We start from the raw sequence: 17,424 nt of genomic DNA, 5'->3' as shown, positions 1-17,424 counted from the left end.
AAAATGATCCAATTACTGAATTATCTACTTACTTCACACTCTTTGGATCAATACCAGCAGCCTTCAGTGCCTTATTGTAAGCTGACTTGGCTTTAGAGTTGGCGATCCGTGCCTGACGCTTATCATCTGGACTCATATCATCAGTAATCTCGATCAGTTCTGGCTGAGGAATGCTAGCCGCAGCAGCGGCAGGTTCTGCAGCTGGTGCCGGGGCTGAAGCGGCAGGTGCAGCAGCCGGGGCGGGAGCGGCCGCAGCCATAGGAGCACCACCGGGCAGCACCACCTTGCCGTCCACAATTTCAACATTTTTGGGATCGACACCGGCCGCTTTCAATGCTTTGTTAAAGGCCGACTTGGCTTTGGAGTTGGCAATGCGTGCCTTCCGCTTTTCATCTGGCGACATATCATCGGTCATTTCAATAAGCTGCGGTGGTTCAATATTGACGGATTGTGCTGCCGCAGGTGCAGGCGCAACAGCCGCCGCAGGGGCACCAGCAACAGGTGCGGCTGCCGCCGGAACACCAGCCGCCTTGGCTGCTTTCATCGCCGCCGACTTGGCCTTGGAGTTTGCGATACGCGCCTTCCGCTTCTCATCTGGCGACATGCTATCAGTAATTTCGATGTACTCGTAATCTTTGCCGGGAACCAGCTTGATTTTGCCAGCAGGGGCTGCCCCCGTAGCTGCTGGGACGGCAGCCGGAGCCGCCACGGCGGCAACAGCACCCGTCCGTGCGCCGTCCCAACCGTGGTGCATAGCGATACGAACGGCCGTCAACGGATCTTCATCTAACGCGCTGCCAGCCGTGCGCAAATTAGAACTCCCTTTGCGCCCAATACGCATATTGGCACCGCGCGGCAAGTTAGCGGCCTTGCGCGCCGCTTCCAAACGAGCCTGCTTTAGCATCTCTTCTGGAGAGCCATCTACTTTTACATCGTGGCCAAAGGTAATTGCCGGATTGAACCCTTTATCCATCGTTTCTACTTCTTCTTTGGTGCGCTCCACAACGCCAGAAAAGCCCGCGCTGCCCCAGGCAATGAGGCCACCAAGTAAGATGGGTAACAAAATTACGCCGACAGCAATCAGAAAAATCATACGAAACCCTCAATCGGTATTGACAAACAGGTGAAAAGTAAAGCGATTTGAAAATGATTCAAGATAGGAAACGATTATACCGTTTGTGCGGATTTTCTCAAAGGCATTTTAGATGGTCGTGGCAAACAAAATAGTTGACGGGAGTGCAAACATCTGCCAAAATGTGAGCAATGAGTCCACTTCAAATTTGCCACGTGGTCAGTAGTTCAAGCGGTTTGGACAACGGCCGTTCCCGTCCAATAAGATTCCCTTTGCATAAACCATTTGTGACGAAAATAAAAACAGCCCGAACGCAAATGTTCGAGCTGCTGGACTCATGCCGAAGGTGGGAGTCGAACCCACACGAGCGTAATGCTCACTACGCCCTGAACGTAGCGCGTCTGCCTATTTCGCCACTTCGGCTCAGTAGAGCGGTAGTTTATCAACGATTTAGTAAATGTCAATATTTCAGCCGTACACATTCCCCTGATGGAGGCGTTCATGTCAATCGCTAATTTACTCAAACGGGTTCAACTATTTGCCAACCTGAAAGCAGATGAGTTAGACCAGTTAGCCGCCATTTGCCAAGAAAAATCTATTGGTGCCGGGGAAGTAATTATTCGCCAAAACACGACCGGAAATGAGATGTACATTGTGGCTGAAGGCTCTGCAGAAGTGTTTATTCAAGGAGTAGACGACGCACGAAGCCTCGTTGTGTTAGGCAAAGGGCAGGTCATCGGCGAGATGGCCCTCATTGATCAAGGGTATCGCTCGGCATCGGTACGAACGACCCGCGAGGGTGCAACGCTCTATCTGATTGAAAGCGAAGCCTTTTACCAATTATGTGAAGCAAACAATCACATTGGTTTTATTGTGATGCGAAATTTGGCAATCGACATTGCCTTTAAGTTACGCCATCGTAATCTGGCAGAATTATAATCTGTTCTAAGGAGCAAAAGGCGATGAATGAAGAAGTCTTTTACAAAGTGAGCTATGTCGTTGCCGGGGGCGAGCATCCTGGAGCAATTATCAATATGGACACGCGGCCAGAAGAAGGTGAAGAGGTGATGTTTGACGGCCGTATCTTTGAAATTCTGGAAGTGATGGAATTGATGCCCCCCGTAGGCAATTTTGGCTTCTTGCACGCCACCTGCCGTTACGTCCGCGATGCCAATGGCGACGACTAAACGATTACTAAATACCGACCAGTAATCACACAACCTGAACCGCATTCACGGCCAACTTTCCCGCCTCCTCTAAACCGGTCAACGCCTTCCCTTTGGCATTGACCCAGCGAATGGTGTAATTCTCTGCCAGTTTATCCAACGCCTGCCACAAATCTGAATTAGCCACTGGCTGTTCGCCGCCTTTTTTCATCCAGTTGCGCTTGCGCCAATTGCGAATCCATTGGGTAATACCCTGGTACAAATAATCTGACGTGGTGAAAATTTGCACCTCGCTGTCCGGCGGCAGCAGCAGCAACCCCTCGATGGCGGCCGTTATCTCCATGCGGTTGTTGGTGGTTTTTGGCTCAGAGCCGCTGGCTTGCTCCGTCTCATCTTCCTCTTCCAACACGACGCCCCAGCCGCCTGGCCCAGGGTTCCCTTTGCACGATGAACGCAAATACAGGCGCGGCACGTTGGGGTCAATCACATCATCCGGCGTAATTTCCAGCCGGGCGGCACGAGCCAGTTTGTCCACGCGCTCGTTGTACTCATTGCCGGAATGGCCTTTCACCCAATGCCAATCTATGTAGTGGGTTTTTACCAATGGCCAGAGCGTCTGCCACAAATCCGCATTTTGGACTGGCTTTCCTTTCTTCTTCCAGTCATTGGCCGCCCACCCATCAATCCACTCAGTGATACCTTTGCGCAAATATTCGGAATCGGTATAGAAGTCAATGGTACACGGCCGTTTCAAAGCCTCAAGTGCTCGAATGGCCGCCGTTAACTCCATGCGGTTGTTGGTCGCCTCCGGGTCGTTGCCGGTAAGCACCTTTTCATGTGCGCCAAAGCGCAAGATGGCAGCCCAGCCCCCAATACCAGGATTCGGGTCCGAGCCGCCATCGCTGTAAATAATGACTTTGTCTTTGGGCGCGTCTGCCAAAATTATGCTTTCCCCAACGCCTTGAGCATCTCACCCACTTCTGTGAACTTAATACGGGGCCGACCTTGGGCTTCGCCTGCGGCCAATTCCAGTTCGTCCAGCCTCAACCAATCCTCGTAAGAGACAAAGGTTGGTTTGCGAGATTGCACTAATTCGGCAGCAGCATCCAACCCTGGCTGGGCCGGATTGAGCGTTTTGCCCTCGGCGAAATCGGCCAGCATACATTCGGCCGTTTCAGCCGCATCTGGTTTGTTTGTGCCAATCACACCGCTTGGCCCGCGCTTAATCCAGCCTGATGCGTACTCACCCAGCACTGGCTCATTGCTCTCTTCATGCAGCACACGGCCCTTTTCGTTCAAAATAACACCCCACCGCTCATGGAACGGCACACCGGGAATCGGCACACCGCGGTAACCAATGGAACGGAATACCAAGCCAACCGGAATATCCTCAAACTGTTCAGTCGCGCGTGGACGAAGGGTGCCGCTCTCTGTCTGGTAAAGCTCATTCTTCACCAGGCGCATCCCTGCAACTTCGCCAGCTCCATTTCCTGTCAACACAGTGGGCGAAACCAGAAATCGAATCGTCAACTTTTTCGGTTTGTCGGTGCGCGCCCGCTGCGATAACTCTTTAATAATTTCGATGTTGCGCATCGTGCCTCGGTCTGCATCTGCCAGAGAAGCCTGGCTAAGTGGGTCTAATTCTGCCTCCTCTGGCAATACGCAGGCATCTGCGCCAGCCATTTCGCCCAACTCTTTGGCTTCTGGCGGGGTGAACGCCGCCTGTGCCGGACCGCGCCGCCCTAGCATAACAACCTCTTTTACATTGCTGTTGACCAACTGCTCCATGGCGTAATCGGCAATGTCTGTTTCCATGAGCTCGTCGCGGGTGCGGCACAAAATTCGGGCCACATCTACCGCCACGTTCCCAATGCCAATGACGGCCACACGCTCCTGCGACAAATCAAACTCATAATCCCGAAAATCTGGATGACCGTTGTACCAGGCCACAAACTCTGTGGCTGGATGGCTATTCTTCAGCTCAATGCCTGGGATATCCAGGTAACGGTCAGTTTGGGCACCTGTCGAATAAACAATTTGATGATAATGATTGCGCAAATCCTCAACCGTCACATCCGTACCCAGCTCAACGTTGCCAAAAAAGCGGAACTGTGGCTTTTTTGCCAGCCTATCGAACACTTTTGTAACGGACTTGATTTTTAGATGATCTGGGGCGACGCCGTTGCGAACCAGACCAAAGGGCGTGGGCAACCGATCGTACATATCGACTGTAATGTGCAAACTTTTTTCTTTGAATAGGCGTTCGGCCGTGTAAAAACCGGCTGGCCCCGCTCCTACAATAGCGACACGCAGTGGGTCCGTCTCGCTGCCAATCTGGGACATTTTATGCTCCTGTAATTATGGTTGTTTCGCAGGCGCAATGAAGCCGCGCCACCGGTGGCGTACCTGCGACAAAATGTGGTTTTAAGGTAAAAGTGCTGCTATTCGGTGGCTAGGATTTGTGTTTCCAGCGTATCAATTTGACCATGGTAATAGTCACGCTGCGCTTTCATCACGTCTCCAATTGAAATCATTCCCAATAATATGCCGTCTTCCATTACCGGTAAATGGCGGAACCGGCGTTCGGTCATCACGTGCGCTACCGACATTAAATCGTCTTGAGGCAAGCAGGTAATGACTTCGGTCGTCATGACGCCTGCAACCGGTTTGTTCAACAAATCTGCCTGCTGATTCAGTTGACGCACAATGTCGCGTTCAGAAACAATGCCCGCCAATTTATCCTCTTCAGCAAGCACCAACAACACGCCGATGTTGTGCTTGGCCAGCAATGCAATGGCCTCACTAACGGGCTGGTTTGGGGTGATGGTGTACAGTTTATTCCCTTTTGTGGCCAAAATCGTACTTACTTTCATCATGTTTCTCCTTGTTTGGCCAATTCCGAAAAATAATCAGGGCAAAATTATATCATTTTTTGGAATTGGCTAAGGCATTTTCGGGTTGAGTTATTGTTTATTTTTCCGAAAATGCCTTACTTCATCACGTCACCCAACTGGGTACAGGCTGGGCAACGGCCGTCTAAACGAACCATAGCATATCCCGCTTGGGGATCGCCACTTTTTTCATATTTGGTGAAATCGAGATTGAACACAATTGCCAACGGCACATAGCCGCTGGATTTGGCAAGCTGGGTGGCTTCTGCCAACCAGGCAGCTTGTTGAGCAAGGGTCGTGTTGGCCGCCCAGCTAAAGCTGCTTGGAATGCCATCGAAACCCTCTGGCGTGAGGTAGCCAAACTCGGTCAGGCAGAGATCACGGGTGCCGTTGAACGTGTTGCGATAAAGCGTGAGGGTTGGCAAGAAGTACCAACTGTAGTGACGGTCACCAGGATCAGCGGGGTGACCAGAAGTGGCACTAGGCGATGTTGCTCCTGCGTTGTAATGCACGCCAACACAATCCAGATAGTTGGCTGCGCCCGCGTTACGCATTCCGGCTAAATAACGCGCATCGGACCAGGCGTTGGTATTGTTGTCGAATCCGGTTGGTGCCAGTGCGCCAGAGATGATGAGGATATTGGGGTCTATGGCTTTTACGGCCGTATACACCGGAGCCAGCATATTATTCACATAAGAGCTGGGGTTGATCTGCCCTGCAGGCCACTCAAAATCAATATTCATTTCGTTCCAGACTTCAATGCCATCAGGGCCAAGCCTGGCTACTTCCTGAACAAAGGCAATGTAGGCCATGAAATCAATGCTGTTCGCTGCCGGATACGGCGTGTCGCCCGTAACCGTAACCAAAATTTTGAAGCCTTCACCGTGAGCAGAGTCAATAATTTCGGCCAGGTTAGCCAACGTATCTTCAGACGGCCACTTGTATTGGTATTTGAGCCAGGTCATGCCCGCTTCTTCCAGGCGGGCGCGGTTGTGCAGATTAAGCGTTTGGGCACCCAAGGCAAACTGATTTGGAGAGGGGGGAGTCCCCGTGGGTGCTGGTCCGGTGCCGGGAATTGTGAGCCGCTGCCCAACATAAATCAGGTTGATATTGCGAATGCCGCTGGCCTGGGCAATAGCAGTAACGGTGGTATTAAACCGCCGGGCAATGGCAGATAGTGTGTCTCCAGCTTTAACAATGTACGTTTGGCTACCCGTCGGGGGCGGCGTGGGTGTAGGAGTAACATTGGGGGGCGGTGTAGGTGTGGCCGTTGGCGTCTCATCGCCAGTGGGAATTTCCAGCTCTTGGCCCACGAAGATGAGATTGGGATTGCTAATTTGGGGATTGGCTTGAAGAATTTCGGCCAGGCTGACACCAAAGCGGTTGGCGATTCGGGAAAGTGTGTCTCCCCACACAACACGATAGGTGAGAGCAGAGGCAGCAGTGATGGTTAACACGAGTAGCAGTAAAGCCATCGCCACAGCCAGCCAACGCGATTGTTTCATGGGAAATCTCCTGAAAATAACAAACAACAACTGTGTCCATTATAAACAGAGATGGGGCGAACTCCAATTTACGGCCGTTCCCCCACCCCAGCATCTACTTACCCATCCAAAACCACGTAGTCCGCTGCCACAAACCCGGTGAATCCTTCAACCTCCACCTGGAACCATTGCCGTTGGCTGGCCGGATTTCGATCCGCAGCTTGCGCCACAATCTTAACCCTGGTTCTATCTTGAAGCATCACAACGATAGTGCTATCGCCGCCGTCAGTGCTCGGCACTGAACGCATATTCAAGCCATAGATAGCCTTAACCGTGCCAAAACGGCTCTCAGTTGTAGCGGTTTCTTCATTTGTAGAATCGGTTTGGTCATCCACAGAGATGTTAGGATTTACCTTGCCGCGATCCTTATCTTTATCCTTGGGCTCTGACTCTGTGGGAATATCTAGCGCGCCATTTGGCTGTGGGTCTGGGAAACGCCAATCCAGCGTGCTACGCGTTACGGGTTCTAAAAGACGTACGGTGAGATTATTGATCTGGGAAGAGTTATTGTACGGTCCCAAATACCAGATGAATGCGCCCAAAATTTGCGGATGCCGGGCGTAAATCTCAGCCACTTGGCGGATGTGGGGAATGGCAACCTCTGGCGGGGGAACTGTGTCGTGCTTCCAACCCCATTCGCCAAAAATGACGTTGGGGCGGGCGATACCCATCTCATCACAGGCGCGGAACAGATATTGAAAACGGCCGACTTTCGTCGGATACCCTGCCATGATGCCCCCATCATCACTGACCTCCCAGGAATATTCATGCAGGCCCACACAAACCTGCTCAGGCCGCTCGGCACACAACTTTAGGAACTTTTGCATCCCCGGCTGCTTCCAAGCATCAATTTCTACCCCGTCCAACTCTTTGATTTTAGGTTCGCCACTGTTGGCCTGGGGCATGGAAACCTTGTAGCCGTCGTGGTTGGCTAGCAGGGCAAACTCGTAGCAAAATTCCCCCATCCAATCCCAGGCATTCATGTCGTTGAACTGTGGCTCTTTTTGGCCCGTTTTTTCATCAACCGCTCGCTTGGCACGTATTTCATTGACCGGAAACCACCACAGATGTTCCCGATATTTGGGCAAATCCACCTTGCGCTCGATGACAGGTTTGAGCAGCCTGTAATGGCGCTGGGCAGCCTCTTTGGGTTCGCGCAGGTAGTCTGGCACGCTGTAATGCTCTACTGGCTTTTCGTCTGGCTTCACAATGCGGTAACCCAGCACGTGTGGCACTTTGGAACCTTTGAGAATGAGATTGATGGCATCCATGATGCCGCCATTGCCGTCGTTGCAGGCAACGGCCGCAGGAATCCCGGCCTCGTCTAGCTGCCGCACATAGTCGCCAATACCAAAGTTGCGACGGTTACGCCCCTGCCCAACAGTGGTAGACATACCGCCGACGGATGATGCCAAAAAGCCAATTTTATTATACGCAGCCATGAGAATCTCCTTAATTGTGTGCTTCGTTTGATGAAAATACAGTTGGGAGAAGCGAAGTCAATCTTGATAAGAACATTCTACCAGAGGTACGCTTGCTACTCCAAAGATATTGTCAACAAGCTAACAAGAGATCGTTGCTTTATGGTTAAACCAACCTTGACCTAAGTGCATGGCAAGGCACAGCAAGGCACTAATATTGAATTTCACGCAAAGACGCAAGTTTTTTCTTTTATACCTTGGCGTCTTGGCGTGAGTTAATCAATCTGCCTGACAAATTGTTTGTGCACCCGCCTGGCACTGCTTATTTCATCGTCACAATGGTTCGTGTATACTTGGCTTTGTTGAAAAGTTGATGCAATTTGGCTGGAAACGGCCGTACCCAAAGACCCGAACTGAACAGGAAACCCATGGAACAACTATTAAATGAATCAGTAGAAGAGATGGAAATCTACAACAACATTATGGAGACCATCGGCAACACGCCGCTGGTAAAGCTGAATTCGGTTGTAAGCGACCTGCCCTGCACCGTGCTGGCCAAGGTGGAATTTTTCAATCCCGGTGGCTCCGTGAAGGATCGCATCGGCCCAGCAATCATTGAAGATGCCGAACGCAGCGGCAAGCTCAAACCTGGCGGCACAATTGTGGAATCAACCTCCGGCAACACAGGTGTGGGGCTGGCGATTGCCGCTGCACTTAAAGGTTATCGCTGCATTTTTGTAATGCCAGACAAGATGTCGCAGGAGAAGATTTTGCTGCTGCGGGCGTTTGGGGCGCGGGTGGTGGTGACGCCAACGGCCGTTGAGCCAGAAGACCCCCGAAGCTACTACTCAGTGGCTAACAAACTTGTGGAAGAAACGCCCAACGCGATTTTAGCCAACCAGTATCACAACCCGGTCAATCCCCAGGCGCATGTAGAAAGCACCGGGCCAGAAATTTGGCAGCAAACCAAAGGGCGCATTACCCACTTTGTGGCCGGTATGGGTACGGGCGGCACCATCACCGGCACGGGGCAGTATCTCAAAAGCAAAAACCCCCACGTCAAAATTATTGGGGTCGATCCGATTGGTTCGATTTTGTATGAGCTGCACCGAAGCGGCCGTTACACCAAAGCGGAAGGGTATAAAGTAGAAGGCATTGGTGAAGATTTCCTGCCCAGCACGACCGATTTAAGCGTCGTCGACCACATTGTGCAGGTGAATGACAAAGAAAGTTTCTTGATGACGCGCCGCCTAGTGCGCGAAGAAGGCATCTTCTGCGGCGGCTCCTGCGGCTCGGCCGTGGCCGGTGCTATTAAGTATGCCCACGACCAAAAGCTGGGCAAGGATGATGTGGTGGTGGTGATTCTGCCTGATTCTGGGTCGCGCTATTTGAGCAAGGTGTTCGACGACGAGTGGCTGCGGGAAAATGGCTTTCTGGAACAAACCTGGGTTGAGTTCCGTGCGGCGGATATACAGGCAGCCAAGGGTGAAGGCGATATTATCACCGCCAAGCCAACTGATTTGATGACCGACGTGGTGGCCTTGATGAAGCAGTACAACGTGTCACAACTCCCTGTTTTGGGTGAAAACGGCCGTCTCCTGGGCGTCGTCACTGAAATTGATTTGCTTAACCATATCCTGCTCACCGACCACGCCAGCCACGCGCCAGATGAAACCATTGAAGCGATTATTGAGACAAATGTGCCGGTGGTGCGCCCCAGTACGCCACTGGAAACGCTCATGGGCATCTTTGCCAAGCACAATGCCGTCATCATTGCCACAGACGACCAGGTTCAGGGCATCCTCACCAAAATTGACATTCTGGACTTTCTCTCCACCCAGGTTCGTTAAAGAATTCGGCACAAGTCTGCTTTTTGAGGAGAAAGCATCCTCAGATGCGTTTCTGGGAACTCCGTTCGCATTTGAGAATGCTCACTCCTCCTTAAAATAATACGAAGGGCATTTTATGATCTCAGAAACCGCCAAGAGGCTGCGTGAGAACATCCAACAAGTGATCGTCGGCAAGGACGAGATCATTGATTTGGCTTTGATTGCCATGCTCACTGGCGGACATTTGCTGCTAGAGGATGTGCCCGGCACGGGCAAAACCACGCTGGCCAAGACGATTGCCGCTTCGCTGGGCTGCACCTTCCGCCGCGTGCAGTTTACGCCGGACCTGCTGCCGTCTGACGTGACGGGCATTTACTTTTACAACCAGAAGGAGCAGGCGTTTGAGTTCCGCCCCGGCCCCATTTTTGCCCAAATTTTGCTGGCCGATGAGATCAATCGGGCCACGCCACGTACGCAGGCAGCGTTGCTAGAGGCGATGCAAGAAGGGCAGGTGACGGTTGATATTGCCACGCATCGGTTGGAACGGCCGTTTCTCGTCATGGCCACCCAAAATCCGGTCGAGCTAGAGGGAACCTTTCCGCTACCGGAGGCCCAGCTAGACCGCTTCCTCATGAAGATCGCCATTGGCTACCCATCTGAAGCAGAAGAAAACAGCATCTTACTTCGGTTTGAGCAGGCAGACCCGCTAGAGACGCTAGCAAAAGTAATCGAACCCGATGAAATCCTGGCTATGCAAGAAACGGTCCGTACCGTTCGGGTCGAAGAATCGGTGCGGAACTACATTGTTAACGTCTGCCGCGCCACGCGCAGCCATGAGGACATTGAGCTAGGTGCCAGCCCGCGCGCCACGATGGCCCTGTACCGCACCTGCCAGGGCTTTGCTGCCATTCACGCCCGCGATTTTGTCATTCCCGATGACGTGAAAACGATGGCTCCTCACGTTCTCACCCATCGCCTCATTGTCAATCCGCAAACCCGCCTGCGCGGCCGCCAGCCAACCGACATCATTCGCGACGTCGTTGCCACCGTCCCCGTACCAGTAGAAAGTTAATTTTTGCCACAGAGGTCACAGAGGAAAAAGAGAAAACCCTCTTAATTCTCTGTGACCTCTGTGGCTAAATAAAAATGTCCCAGAATATTGAGAATATCCATCTCGTTATCCGAGAAAACAAACGCCAACAGCAAAAGCAAGCCCGTGAAAACATGATGCGGGCAGCGGTGACTGGGCAAGCCGTGGACATGCACGATGTGGTACGGGCGCGGGGGTTGGTGCTGCGCGAGCGGGAGAACTCCATTTTTAGCGACGCCTGGATTCCGCTGGCAATCATCTTTCTCATTATTGGACTGACGGCCGGGCGGCAAGGGACGATGCTGGCTCTAGGCTTTGTGCTGCTGCTCATTGTCGGCGTCAGCACAGTGTGGAAAAATTTGTCGCTGGTGGGCGTTGGCTACGAACGTAGCTTTAACCGCAACCGCGTGTTTCCGGGCGAGCCAATCGAGATGACCATTGCAGTGACCAACGACAAGCTGCTGCCACTCACCTGGCTGCATTTTCGGGATGAACTGCCGGTGGTGGTAGACGAGGAGGATGCGCTGGCTCAGGTGACGGCCGACATGAACGGCCGTTACGCGCTGCTAAACACCTTCTCACTGTACGGCCGTGAGCAAACGAAGCGCACTTTCACTCTGCGGTTTCCCAGACGTGGCTACTACAAATTGGGGCCAGTCACCTACGCCTCTGGCGACATCTTTACCCTGTTCACCCGGCAGCGCGACCATTATTACATTGATCAACTCATCGTTTTCCCCCAAATTTATCCGCTAGAAGCGTTAGGTCTGCCCGCCAAAGAACCGTTTGGCGAAGTAAAAGTACACCGCAGCCTGTTCACCGATCCCATCAAAACGCAGGGGGTGCGCAATTACCAGCCAGGCGATCAGTTTAGAGATGTGCATTGGAAGGCAACGGCTATTCGCGGCAGCCTGCAAACCAAAGTGCACGACCCCTCCACGGGCATGACGATTGCCGTATTCCTGAACGTGGCTACCTTCCCTAAGCATTGGATGGGCTTCGACCCGGAACTTCTGGAACGGAGCGTGAGCGTGGCTGGCTCTGTGGCCAATTATGGCGTGCAGCAAGGTTGGGGCGTGGGCATCTATGCCAATGGCTCCGTGCCAAATTCAGACCAGCCAATTCGGGTGCAGCCAGGCCGTTCGCCAGAGCAGCTCGCTCACATTTTGGAAGCATTAGCCGCCGTCACGGAATTTGCGACTGGCTCTATTGAGAAAATGATGCTGCGCACCAGCCCGTCACTGCCCTGGGCCAGCACGATTGTGTTGGTAACGGCCGTTGTCACTGAGGAAATAATGGTCGCCCTGGTTCGGCTCAAAGAGGCAGGTCGCCGGGTGGTGCTCATCTCGCTGGCCGACGAGCCGCCCCCCAAAGGATTAGGCAACATCTTGAGCTACCACATCCCGGCCACCATGCCTGCTTTCCAAACTGGACAGCAAGCCAGCACCATTACCGAAGCCGCGCTGGGCAGCATTCCCACGCCAGAAGCAGGTTTGAGAATCGCTCATGGTTAATTGTAAAGGGTCTTCCCTGGCAAATTTGCAACCTGGATGCATAAACAACTTGTCAGGCAAATTGATTACCGCGTGCAAAGACGCAAAGGTGCAAAAGAAAAAACTTATGGCTTTGCGACTTTGCGTGAAATTCAATGACAACACTTTGCTGCACACTTGCACACTCATAGATCATGCGTCTGACTGTTGAAACCAACGCCCTGAATCCCCGCTACGAACGCCTCATGCGCATCTGGGGGCAGGTGCAGCACGAGCTGCTTTACGTCTGCTGGGCGTTGGCCGATGTGGCCTTGCTCACGCCATTTGCCCTGGGCGTGATGGGCTGGGCACAATATTGGCAACCCGGCGTTGTGCTGCTCTGGCTGCTTGTGCTCATGCTGTTTGCCTTCAACCTCACGCGGCTCATGAGTGCTTTGCACTTACCCCCACGCCATCAACAAACCATCACGGCCATGACGCTATTTTTGGTAATTGTTGTCACACTGCCCATCATTTTCCATGCAGGCAGTCCGATTTTTCGCTTTGGCTGGGTAGGAGACATTTTTACGGCCGTTAATGAGCCAAACAACAATTTGTGGCTGCGAGATGTAATTTTGTTCGTACTGCTGGTGCTGGTTTGGGTACGGGGGTTGCAGCTTGGGCGGCGCGACTATAGCGTCGAGCGGGCCGGCTTGCGGCTGCGCGTCGGGGGCCTCATTTTGGCTCCGATAGTGGTTTGGCTGGCCAACACCCGCCTGCTTTGGGACAGCACGTCTTACATTTTGCTCTTTTTTCTAGCGGGGTTAATCGCGCTGGCCCTCATCCGGGCACAGGAGATTGAAAAGTCACAGTGGGGTACGGCCGTTGCCCTGCATCCACGGTGGGTAACGGCCGTCTTTCTGGCCAGTTTGCTCACGATTTTTACCGCTGGAACGGCCGCTGTCATCATTAGCGGAGAATCTGCCAACCGTCTCATCGGCTGGCTGGCACCCATCTCGGACAGCCTGCGGCTCACGGGCCTGGTAGCCCTTATCACGCTGGTTTATCTTTTAGTGCCACTCCTCTCTTTAATTGAGTGGCTCACAAATGTGATCGGCCGTCTTCTCACTGCCATTTCGCCCGCGCTGGCAGAATGGTGGGCCTACCTGGGCAAAGTTGTCGGCAAATTCTTCATCAACCAGCGGATCCCGTTACTGCCTGACGGGGGAAATAATCTCGCAAACGAGCCCATTGTCATTGAGGAGGTTGAGCAACTCACCATTCAGATAGACCGAAGTGGGCAAGCGATTATCTTGCTGCTGGCGGTCGCTTTGATTTTGCTGGTGGCCCTGCTGGTGAGCCGTTTGTATCGGGAAACGGCCGTTGTCACCCGCACAACCCAGCGCCTTGACCCCCACACCCGTGATGAAGATGAGGACGGGAATTTGCTGCAAAAAGTGTTGGGGCGGCTGGGATTGTGGCGCAATTGGCAAACGGCCGTCTCCATTCGCCGCATTTACCGCAACATGCTCCGCGCCGCAGATGCTAGCGGGTATCCGCGCCTGGAAACCGAAACACCCTTTGAATTCTTGAAGACACTCGCCCGGGCCTGGCCCGAACACCAGCAACAGACCCACCTGATTACCAACGCCTACGTGAAGGTACGGTATGGAGAACTGCCGGAAACCAAAGAGGAACTCCAGGCAATAAAAGACGCTTGGCGAACCCTGGAGCAAGCACCTCCTATTGACCCTATTGAACAAACAGATGATAGTAACGGCCGTTCAGGAGGAAACCAAACGAATGCCTAACCAAACCCAAACTGATGAAAGCCAACTACGCACGCTGCACCAAAAAGTGCTTGACGCACACCTGAAATCCAACGTTGAACTGCTTCTTGAGGATGAAAACGACCGCTACGTTGTTGCCAGCCGTGGCACCGTGGCTCACCCCACCAAGGAAGAACGCCGGCAGCGTTTAGGCCCCTATTTGCAGGCCACCACATTTGAAGAATACCGGGACGAAATCACGCCTGTGGTGCAGGTTTCGCCAGACGGTAAGCTCGGCTGGGTGATTGTTCAAGTTTATGCGCGTGGCACCCAAAAAGCGCAAAATGGCAGCACGCTGCCCATCGAGTTTGTCAGTGCCTGGATTGAGCTGTATGAAAAACAAGCCAATCGCTGGTTCCGCACAGGGAATGTTTCCAACTTCAAGCCGTGAGCCGCTACGTCAAGGCCCGCTCTTTCGCTTTAAACCCTTGCGAATCTCGCGCCGAGCCCAAAGATAATGGCTGCTGGTTGCCGAGACAAAGTAAGTGCCGTGGCGTTTATTTCTCCCTTTGTAAACCTATTTGGTCTATTTTTTAAGACTACAACAGGCAGAGCTTCCCCAAAAGACACCCGCTTCCGTAGTGACAAATGCCATGCAGTCACAAGCCGATTAGAACATAATTTCTACTCCCTTCGTGTTCGAGAAAAGGTAGGAAATTGGGTAGAAAACGGCCGTCTCTCACCCCCTGAAAAGTTAACATAACATGCCTGTCTGTCGGCATTTCCCCGCTCCATCCAGTTTGACAGTAAAATTTCGATATGGTATTATCCAGCCGTTCTTGGCTTACATAAAATTACAGCAAACAAACATAAATTTGCTCTATTTTTTACCAAAAGTCGTGGCCAAAAAGGGGCCAAAAAAGAACGGAGTTCCCCAAATACCTACGTGTAAGGAGAGTCTGGATGAGATCCCGTACAGAGATGATGGTTGACCGCTTGAAAGATTTGCAAGCAGGCACGCCAGATATTGAAGCATCAGCCGTTGTAAGTGTAGACGGCCTCATTATGGCCTCGTCGCTGCCTGCTGGCGTTGACGAAGATCGCATCTCGGCGATGTCTGCCGCCATGCTTTCCTTGGGTGACCGTATTGCTTCTGAACTGCAACGCGGCCGTTTAGAACAGGTTCACATTCGCGGCACAGATGGCATTATCGTTCTGCGCGCCATTGGTGATGACGCCGTTCTAACCGTTCTGGCTCGGGCACAGGCCAAATTGGGGCTTATCTTTTTGGATATGGGGCGCGCTGCCGAAGATTTGGAGCGTCTCCTCTGATGATATGGAGCGGGTAAAGTTGAAGCGGAGAAATTATCCGCATTAACGAACGGAAGTAAAATTCAGGTGGGGCATGTCACCCAAGATGACATGCCCCACCTCTTTTTTTGGATAGTGCGAGGTCGGAAAATGACAAAATATATCTTTTTTACCGGTGGTGTTGTAAGTTCAGTTGGCAAGGGGGTAACCGCAGCCGCGCTGGGGCGCCTGCTCAAAGCCAGGGGATTGTCGGTAGCGGTGCAAAAACTCGATCCCTACATCAATGTAGACCCGGGCACCATGTCGCCCTACCAGCACGGCGAAGTGTTTGTAACAGAAGATGGCGCAGAAACCGACCTTGACCTGGGGCATTACGAACGATTCATCGACATCAACGCCAGTCAGGCTTCTAACGTAACCACCGGGCGCGTTTATGCGGAAGTGATTGCCCGCGAACGGCGCGGTGATTATTTGGGGGGCACCATCCAAGTAATTCCCCACATCACCAACGAAATCAAGCGCAATATCCGGCTGGTTGCCGAAAAAAGCCAGGCGGACGTGGTGCTGGTAGAGGTAGGCGGTACGGTGGGCGACATTGAAAGCCTGCCTTTTATGGAGGCGTTGCGCCAGATGCGCTCTGATGTGGGGCGTAAAAATACGCTTTACGTCCACGTCACGTTTTTGCCCTACATTAGCGCCAGCAGAGAGCTAAAAACAAAACCCACCCAGCACAGCGTCCGTGAACTGCGCGGCATTGGCATTCATCCAGATGTCATCATTGCCCGTGCCGATCACCATATTCCTAAAGAACATATCAAAAAGATCGCTCTGTTTTGTGATGTGCGCAAGCGGGCAGTCATTCCGGCCGTTACCAGCGATATTTTGTACAACATACCGCTGCTGCTGGAAGAAACGGGGCTGGGTGACTATGTTATTGACAGGCTGAAACTGAAGAAGGCCAATGCACCAGAATTAAGTGACTGGCAAAAAATGATTGCCAAAATCCGCAGCTCTAAAACAAAGATACGCATTGGCATTGTGGGCAAATATGTGGAACTGCACGATGCGTATATGAGCGTGCGTGAAGCGCTGTATCACGCGGGCATTAGCAACGGCCGTGATGTTGAGGTGGAATGGATCCATTCTGGCGATTTGGAAAAGGGCAAAGGCTGGACGCAGTTTGAAGGGCTAGACGGCATTGTGGTACCGGGCGGTTTTGGTGAGCGCGGCGTGGAGGGCAAGATTTTGGCAGCCCGCTGGGCGCGAGAAAACAAAGTGCCCTATTTGGGACTTTGCCTGGGTATGCAGGTGATGTGCATTGAGTTTGCCCGTCATGTGCTGCACAGTGATGAGCCTAACAGCACGGAGTTTGACAGCCACACGGAGCATCCGGTGATTAGCCTGATGCCCGATCAACATGCGCTGGAAGATATGGGCGGCACGATGCGCTTGGGATCGTATCCGTGTGCCTTAATGCCTGGCAGCAAGGCAGCCGCAGCGTACGATGCCGAGCTGGTACAGGAGCGGCACAGACATCGCTGGGAGTTTAATAACAGCTACCGGAACGAATTGGAAGCGGCAGGAATGGTGTTTAGTGGCCTGTCGCCAGACGGCCGTCTGGTAGAAATCGCTGAACTAAAAGATCATCCTTTTATGCTGGGCAGCCAGTTCCATCCGGAATTCAAGAGCCGTCCCAACCGCCCCCACCCCCTGTTTGATGCCTTTTTGCGCACGGCCGTTGCCCGGCAAGAGGGTCGTCTCGCAGCAGCGAACGGCACGCCCCCTGTTGAAGCTGAAGAGGTTACGGCCGTAAGCTAATCCCAGTAATCAGTCAGTGGCTGTAAAAAGTGTAAGATTAG

At 52.7% G+C, this 17,424-nt stretch carries 15 protein-coding genes and 1 tRNA gene; 9 read left to right on the top strand and 7 right to left on the bottom strand.

Translation table 11 applies throughout. The annotated features are described in order from the left end of the window. Nucleotides 1-28: 28 nt before the first annotated feature. Together ACOQPU_RS24005 and ACOQPU_RS24000 are read right to left on the bottom strand one after the other, a co-directional pair. The gene (locus ACOQPU_RS24005; protein ID WP_420642360.1) at nt 29-1,093 is read right to left on the bottom strand and encodes a hypothetical protein; all 1,065 of its coding nucleotides are present in this window, start codon (nt 1,091-1,093) and stop codon (nt 29-31) included. A 317-nt stretch (nt 1,094-1,410) separates the two neighbouring features. Next, a tRNA-Leu gene (locus tag ACOQPU_RS24000) sits at nt 1,411-1,495 on the bottom strand. 78 nt (nt 1,496-1,573) lie between these two features. On the opposite strand from ACOQPU_RS24000, the gene ACOQPU_RS23995 reads away from it, so the two are divergent. Then, nucleotides 1,574-2,011 carry a cyclic nucleotide-binding domain-containing protein gene (locus ACOQPU_RS23995; protein WP_420642359.1) on the top strand — a complete coding sequence of 146 codons (438 nt, stop codon included), beginning with the start codon at nt 1,574-1,576 and terminating at the stop codon, nt 2,009-2,011. Between the two features lie 23 nt (nt 2,012-2,034). Continuing rightward, nucleotides 2,035-2,259 (top strand): hypothetical protein, encoded by a 225-nt coding sequence (locus tag ACOQPU_RS23990; RefSeq protein WP_420642358.1) that lies wholly within the window; start codon nt 2,035-2,037, stop codon nt 2,257-2,259. Between the two features lie 25 nt (nt 2,260-2,284). Here ACOQPU_RS23990 and rnhA read toward each other — a convergent pair whose 3' ends face one another. From rnhA to ACOQPU_RS23965, 5 genes are all read right to left on the bottom strand, one after another. Continuing rightward, entirely contained in the window at nt 2,285-3,178 is an 894-nt protein-coding gene (gene rnhA / locus ACOQPU_RS23985; protein ID WP_420642357.1) for a ribonuclease HI, read from the bottom strand. A 2-nt stretch (nt 3,179-3,180) separates the two neighbouring features. Then, entirely contained in the window at nt 3,181-4,581 is a 1,401-nt protein-coding gene (locus tag ACOQPU_RS23980; protein WP_420642356.1) for an FAD-dependent oxidoreductase, read from the bottom strand. Between the two features lie 98 nt (nt 4,582-4,679). Then, on the bottom strand, nt 4,680-5,114 hold the full coding sequence (locus ACOQPU_RS23975; RefSeq protein WP_420642355.1) for a CBS domain-containing protein: 435 nt from the start codon (nt 5,112-5,114) through the stop codon (nt 4,680-4,682). Between the two features lie 113 nt (nt 5,115-5,227). Further along, the gene (locus ACOQPU_RS23970) at nt 5,228-6,634 is read right to left on the bottom strand and encodes a LysM peptidoglycan-binding domain-containing protein (protein WP_420642354.1); all 1,407 of its coding nucleotides are present in this window, start codon (nt 6,632-6,634) and stop codon (nt 5,228-5,230) included. A gap of 98 nt (nt 6,635-6,732) precedes the next feature. Continuing rightward, a complete protein-coding gene (locus tag ACOQPU_RS23965) occupies nt 6,733-8,115 on the bottom strand; it encodes a hypothetical protein (protein ID WP_420642353.1) in 1,383 nt (460 codons plus the stop codon). Between the two features lie 440 nt (nt 8,116-8,555). Between ACOQPU_RS23965 and ACOQPU_RS23960 the strand changes: the two genes are divergently transcribed. From ACOQPU_RS23960 to ACOQPU_RS23930, 7 genes are all read left to right on the top strand, one after another. After that, nucleotides 8,556-9,944, top strand: a complete 1,389-nt coding sequence (locus ACOQPU_RS23960) for a cystathionine beta-synthase (RefSeq protein WP_420645868.1) — start codon at nt 8,556-8,558, stop codon at nt 9,942-9,944. A gap of 115 nt (nt 9,945-10,059) precedes the next feature. Continuing rightward, nucleotides 10,060-10,995 carry an AAA family ATPase gene (locus tag ACOQPU_RS23955; RefSeq protein ID WP_420642352.1) on the top strand — a complete coding sequence of 312 codons (936 nt, stop codon included), beginning with the start codon at nt 10,060-10,062 and terminating at the stop codon, nt 10,993-10,995. A 74-nt stretch (nt 10,996-11,069) separates the two neighbouring features. Then, nucleotides 11,070-12,527: a DUF58 domain-containing protein gene (locus ACOQPU_RS23950; RefSeq protein WP_420642351.1), complete on the top strand. Its 1,458-nt coding sequence runs from the start codon at nt 11,070-11,072 to the stop codon at nt 12,525-12,527. A 173-nt stretch (nt 12,528-12,700) separates the two neighbouring features. After that, nucleotides 12,701-14,296, top strand: a complete 1,596-nt coding sequence (locus ACOQPU_RS23945) for a DUF4129 domain-containing protein (protein WP_420642350.1) — start codon at nt 12,701-12,703, stop codon at nt 14,294-14,296. After that, on the top strand, nt 14,289-14,705 hold the full coding sequence (locus tag ACOQPU_RS23940) for a hypothetical protein (protein ID WP_420642349.1): 417 nt from the start codon (nt 14,289-14,291) through the stop codon (nt 14,703-14,705). Before ACOQPU_RS23945 ends, ACOQPU_RS23940 begins: the two co-directional genes overlap by 8 nt. Nucleotides 14,706-15,217: 512 nt before the next feature. Next, the gene (locus ACOQPU_RS23935; RefSeq protein ID WP_420642348.1) at nt 15,218-15,586 is read left to right on the top strand and encodes a roadblock/LC7 domain-containing protein; all 369 of its coding nucleotides are present in this window, start codon (nt 15,218-15,220) and stop codon (nt 15,584-15,586) included. 129 nt (nt 15,587-15,715) lie between these two features. Continuing rightward, nucleotides 15,716-17,383, top strand: coding sequence for a CTP synthase (locus ACOQPU_RS23930; protein WP_420642347.1), 1,668 nt, complete (start codon nt 15,716-15,718; stop codon nt 17,381-17,383). Nucleotides 17,384-17,424 lie beyond the last annotated feature (41 nt).

Source organism: Candidatus Leptofilum sp. (genome assembly GCF_965223285.1).
GTDB lineage: Bacteria > Chloroflexota > Anaerolineae > Promineifilales > Promineifilaceae > Leptofilum.
The sequence above is the reverse complement of the archived record's forward strand: the minus strand, read 5'-3'. Positions and strand labels throughout refer to the sequence as shown.

Coding starts and splice junctions, on each gene's coding strand:
- ACOQPU_RS23935 (WP_420642348.1), top strand. CDS start 15,218: ATGAGATCCCGTACAGAGATGATGGTTGACCGCTTGAAAGATTTGCAA.
- ACOQPU_RS23965 (WP_420642353.1), bottom strand. CDS start 8,115: ATGGCTGCGTATAATAAAATTGGCTTTTTGGCATCATCCGTCGGCGGT.
- ACOQPU_RS23955 (WP_420642352.1), top strand. CDS start 10,060: ATGATCTCAGAAACCGCCAAGAGGCTGCGTGAGAACATCCAACAAGTG.
- ACOQPU_RS24005 (WP_420642360.1), bottom strand. CDS start 1,093: ATGATTTTTCTGATTGCTGTCGGCGTAATTTTGTTACCCATCTTACTT.
- ACOQPU_RS23980 (WP_420642356.1), bottom strand. CDS start 4,581: ATGTCCCAGATTGGCAGCGAGACGGACCCACTGCGTGTCGCTATTGTA.
- ACOQPU_RS23975 (WP_420642355.1), bottom strand. CDS start 5,114: ATGATGAAAGTAAGTACGATTTTGGCCACAAAAGGGAATAAACTGTAC.
- ACOQPU_RS23995 (WP_420642359.1), top strand. CDS start 1,574: ATGTCAATCGCTAATTTACTCAAACGGGTTCAACTATTTGCCAACCTG.
- ACOQPU_RS23940 (WP_420642349.1), top strand. CDS start 14,289: ATGCCTAACCAAACCCAAACTGATGAAAGCCAACTACGCACGCTGCAC.
- ACOQPU_RS23960 (WP_420645868.1), top strand. CDS start 8,556: ATGGAAATCTACAACAACATTATGGAGACCATCGGCAACACGCCGCTG.
- ACOQPU_RS23930 (WP_420642347.1), top strand. CDS start 15,716: ATGACAAAATATATCTTTTTTACCGGTGGTGTTGTAAGTTCAGTTGGC.
- ACOQPU_RS23945 (WP_420642350.1), top strand. CDS start 12,701: ATGCGTCTGACTGTTGAAACCAACGCCCTGAATCCCCGCTACGAACGC.
- ACOQPU_RS23970 (WP_420642354.1), bottom strand. CDS start 6,634: ATGAAACAATCGCGTTGGCTGGCTGTGGCGATGGCTTTACTGCTACTC.
- ACOQPU_RS23990 (WP_420642358.1), top strand. CDS start 2,035: ATGAATGAAGAAGTCTTTTACAAAGTGAGCTATGTCGTTGCCGGGGGC.
- ACOQPU_RS23950 (WP_420642351.1), top strand. CDS start 11,070: ATGTCCCAGAATATTGAGAATATCCATCTCGTTATCCGAGAAAACAAA.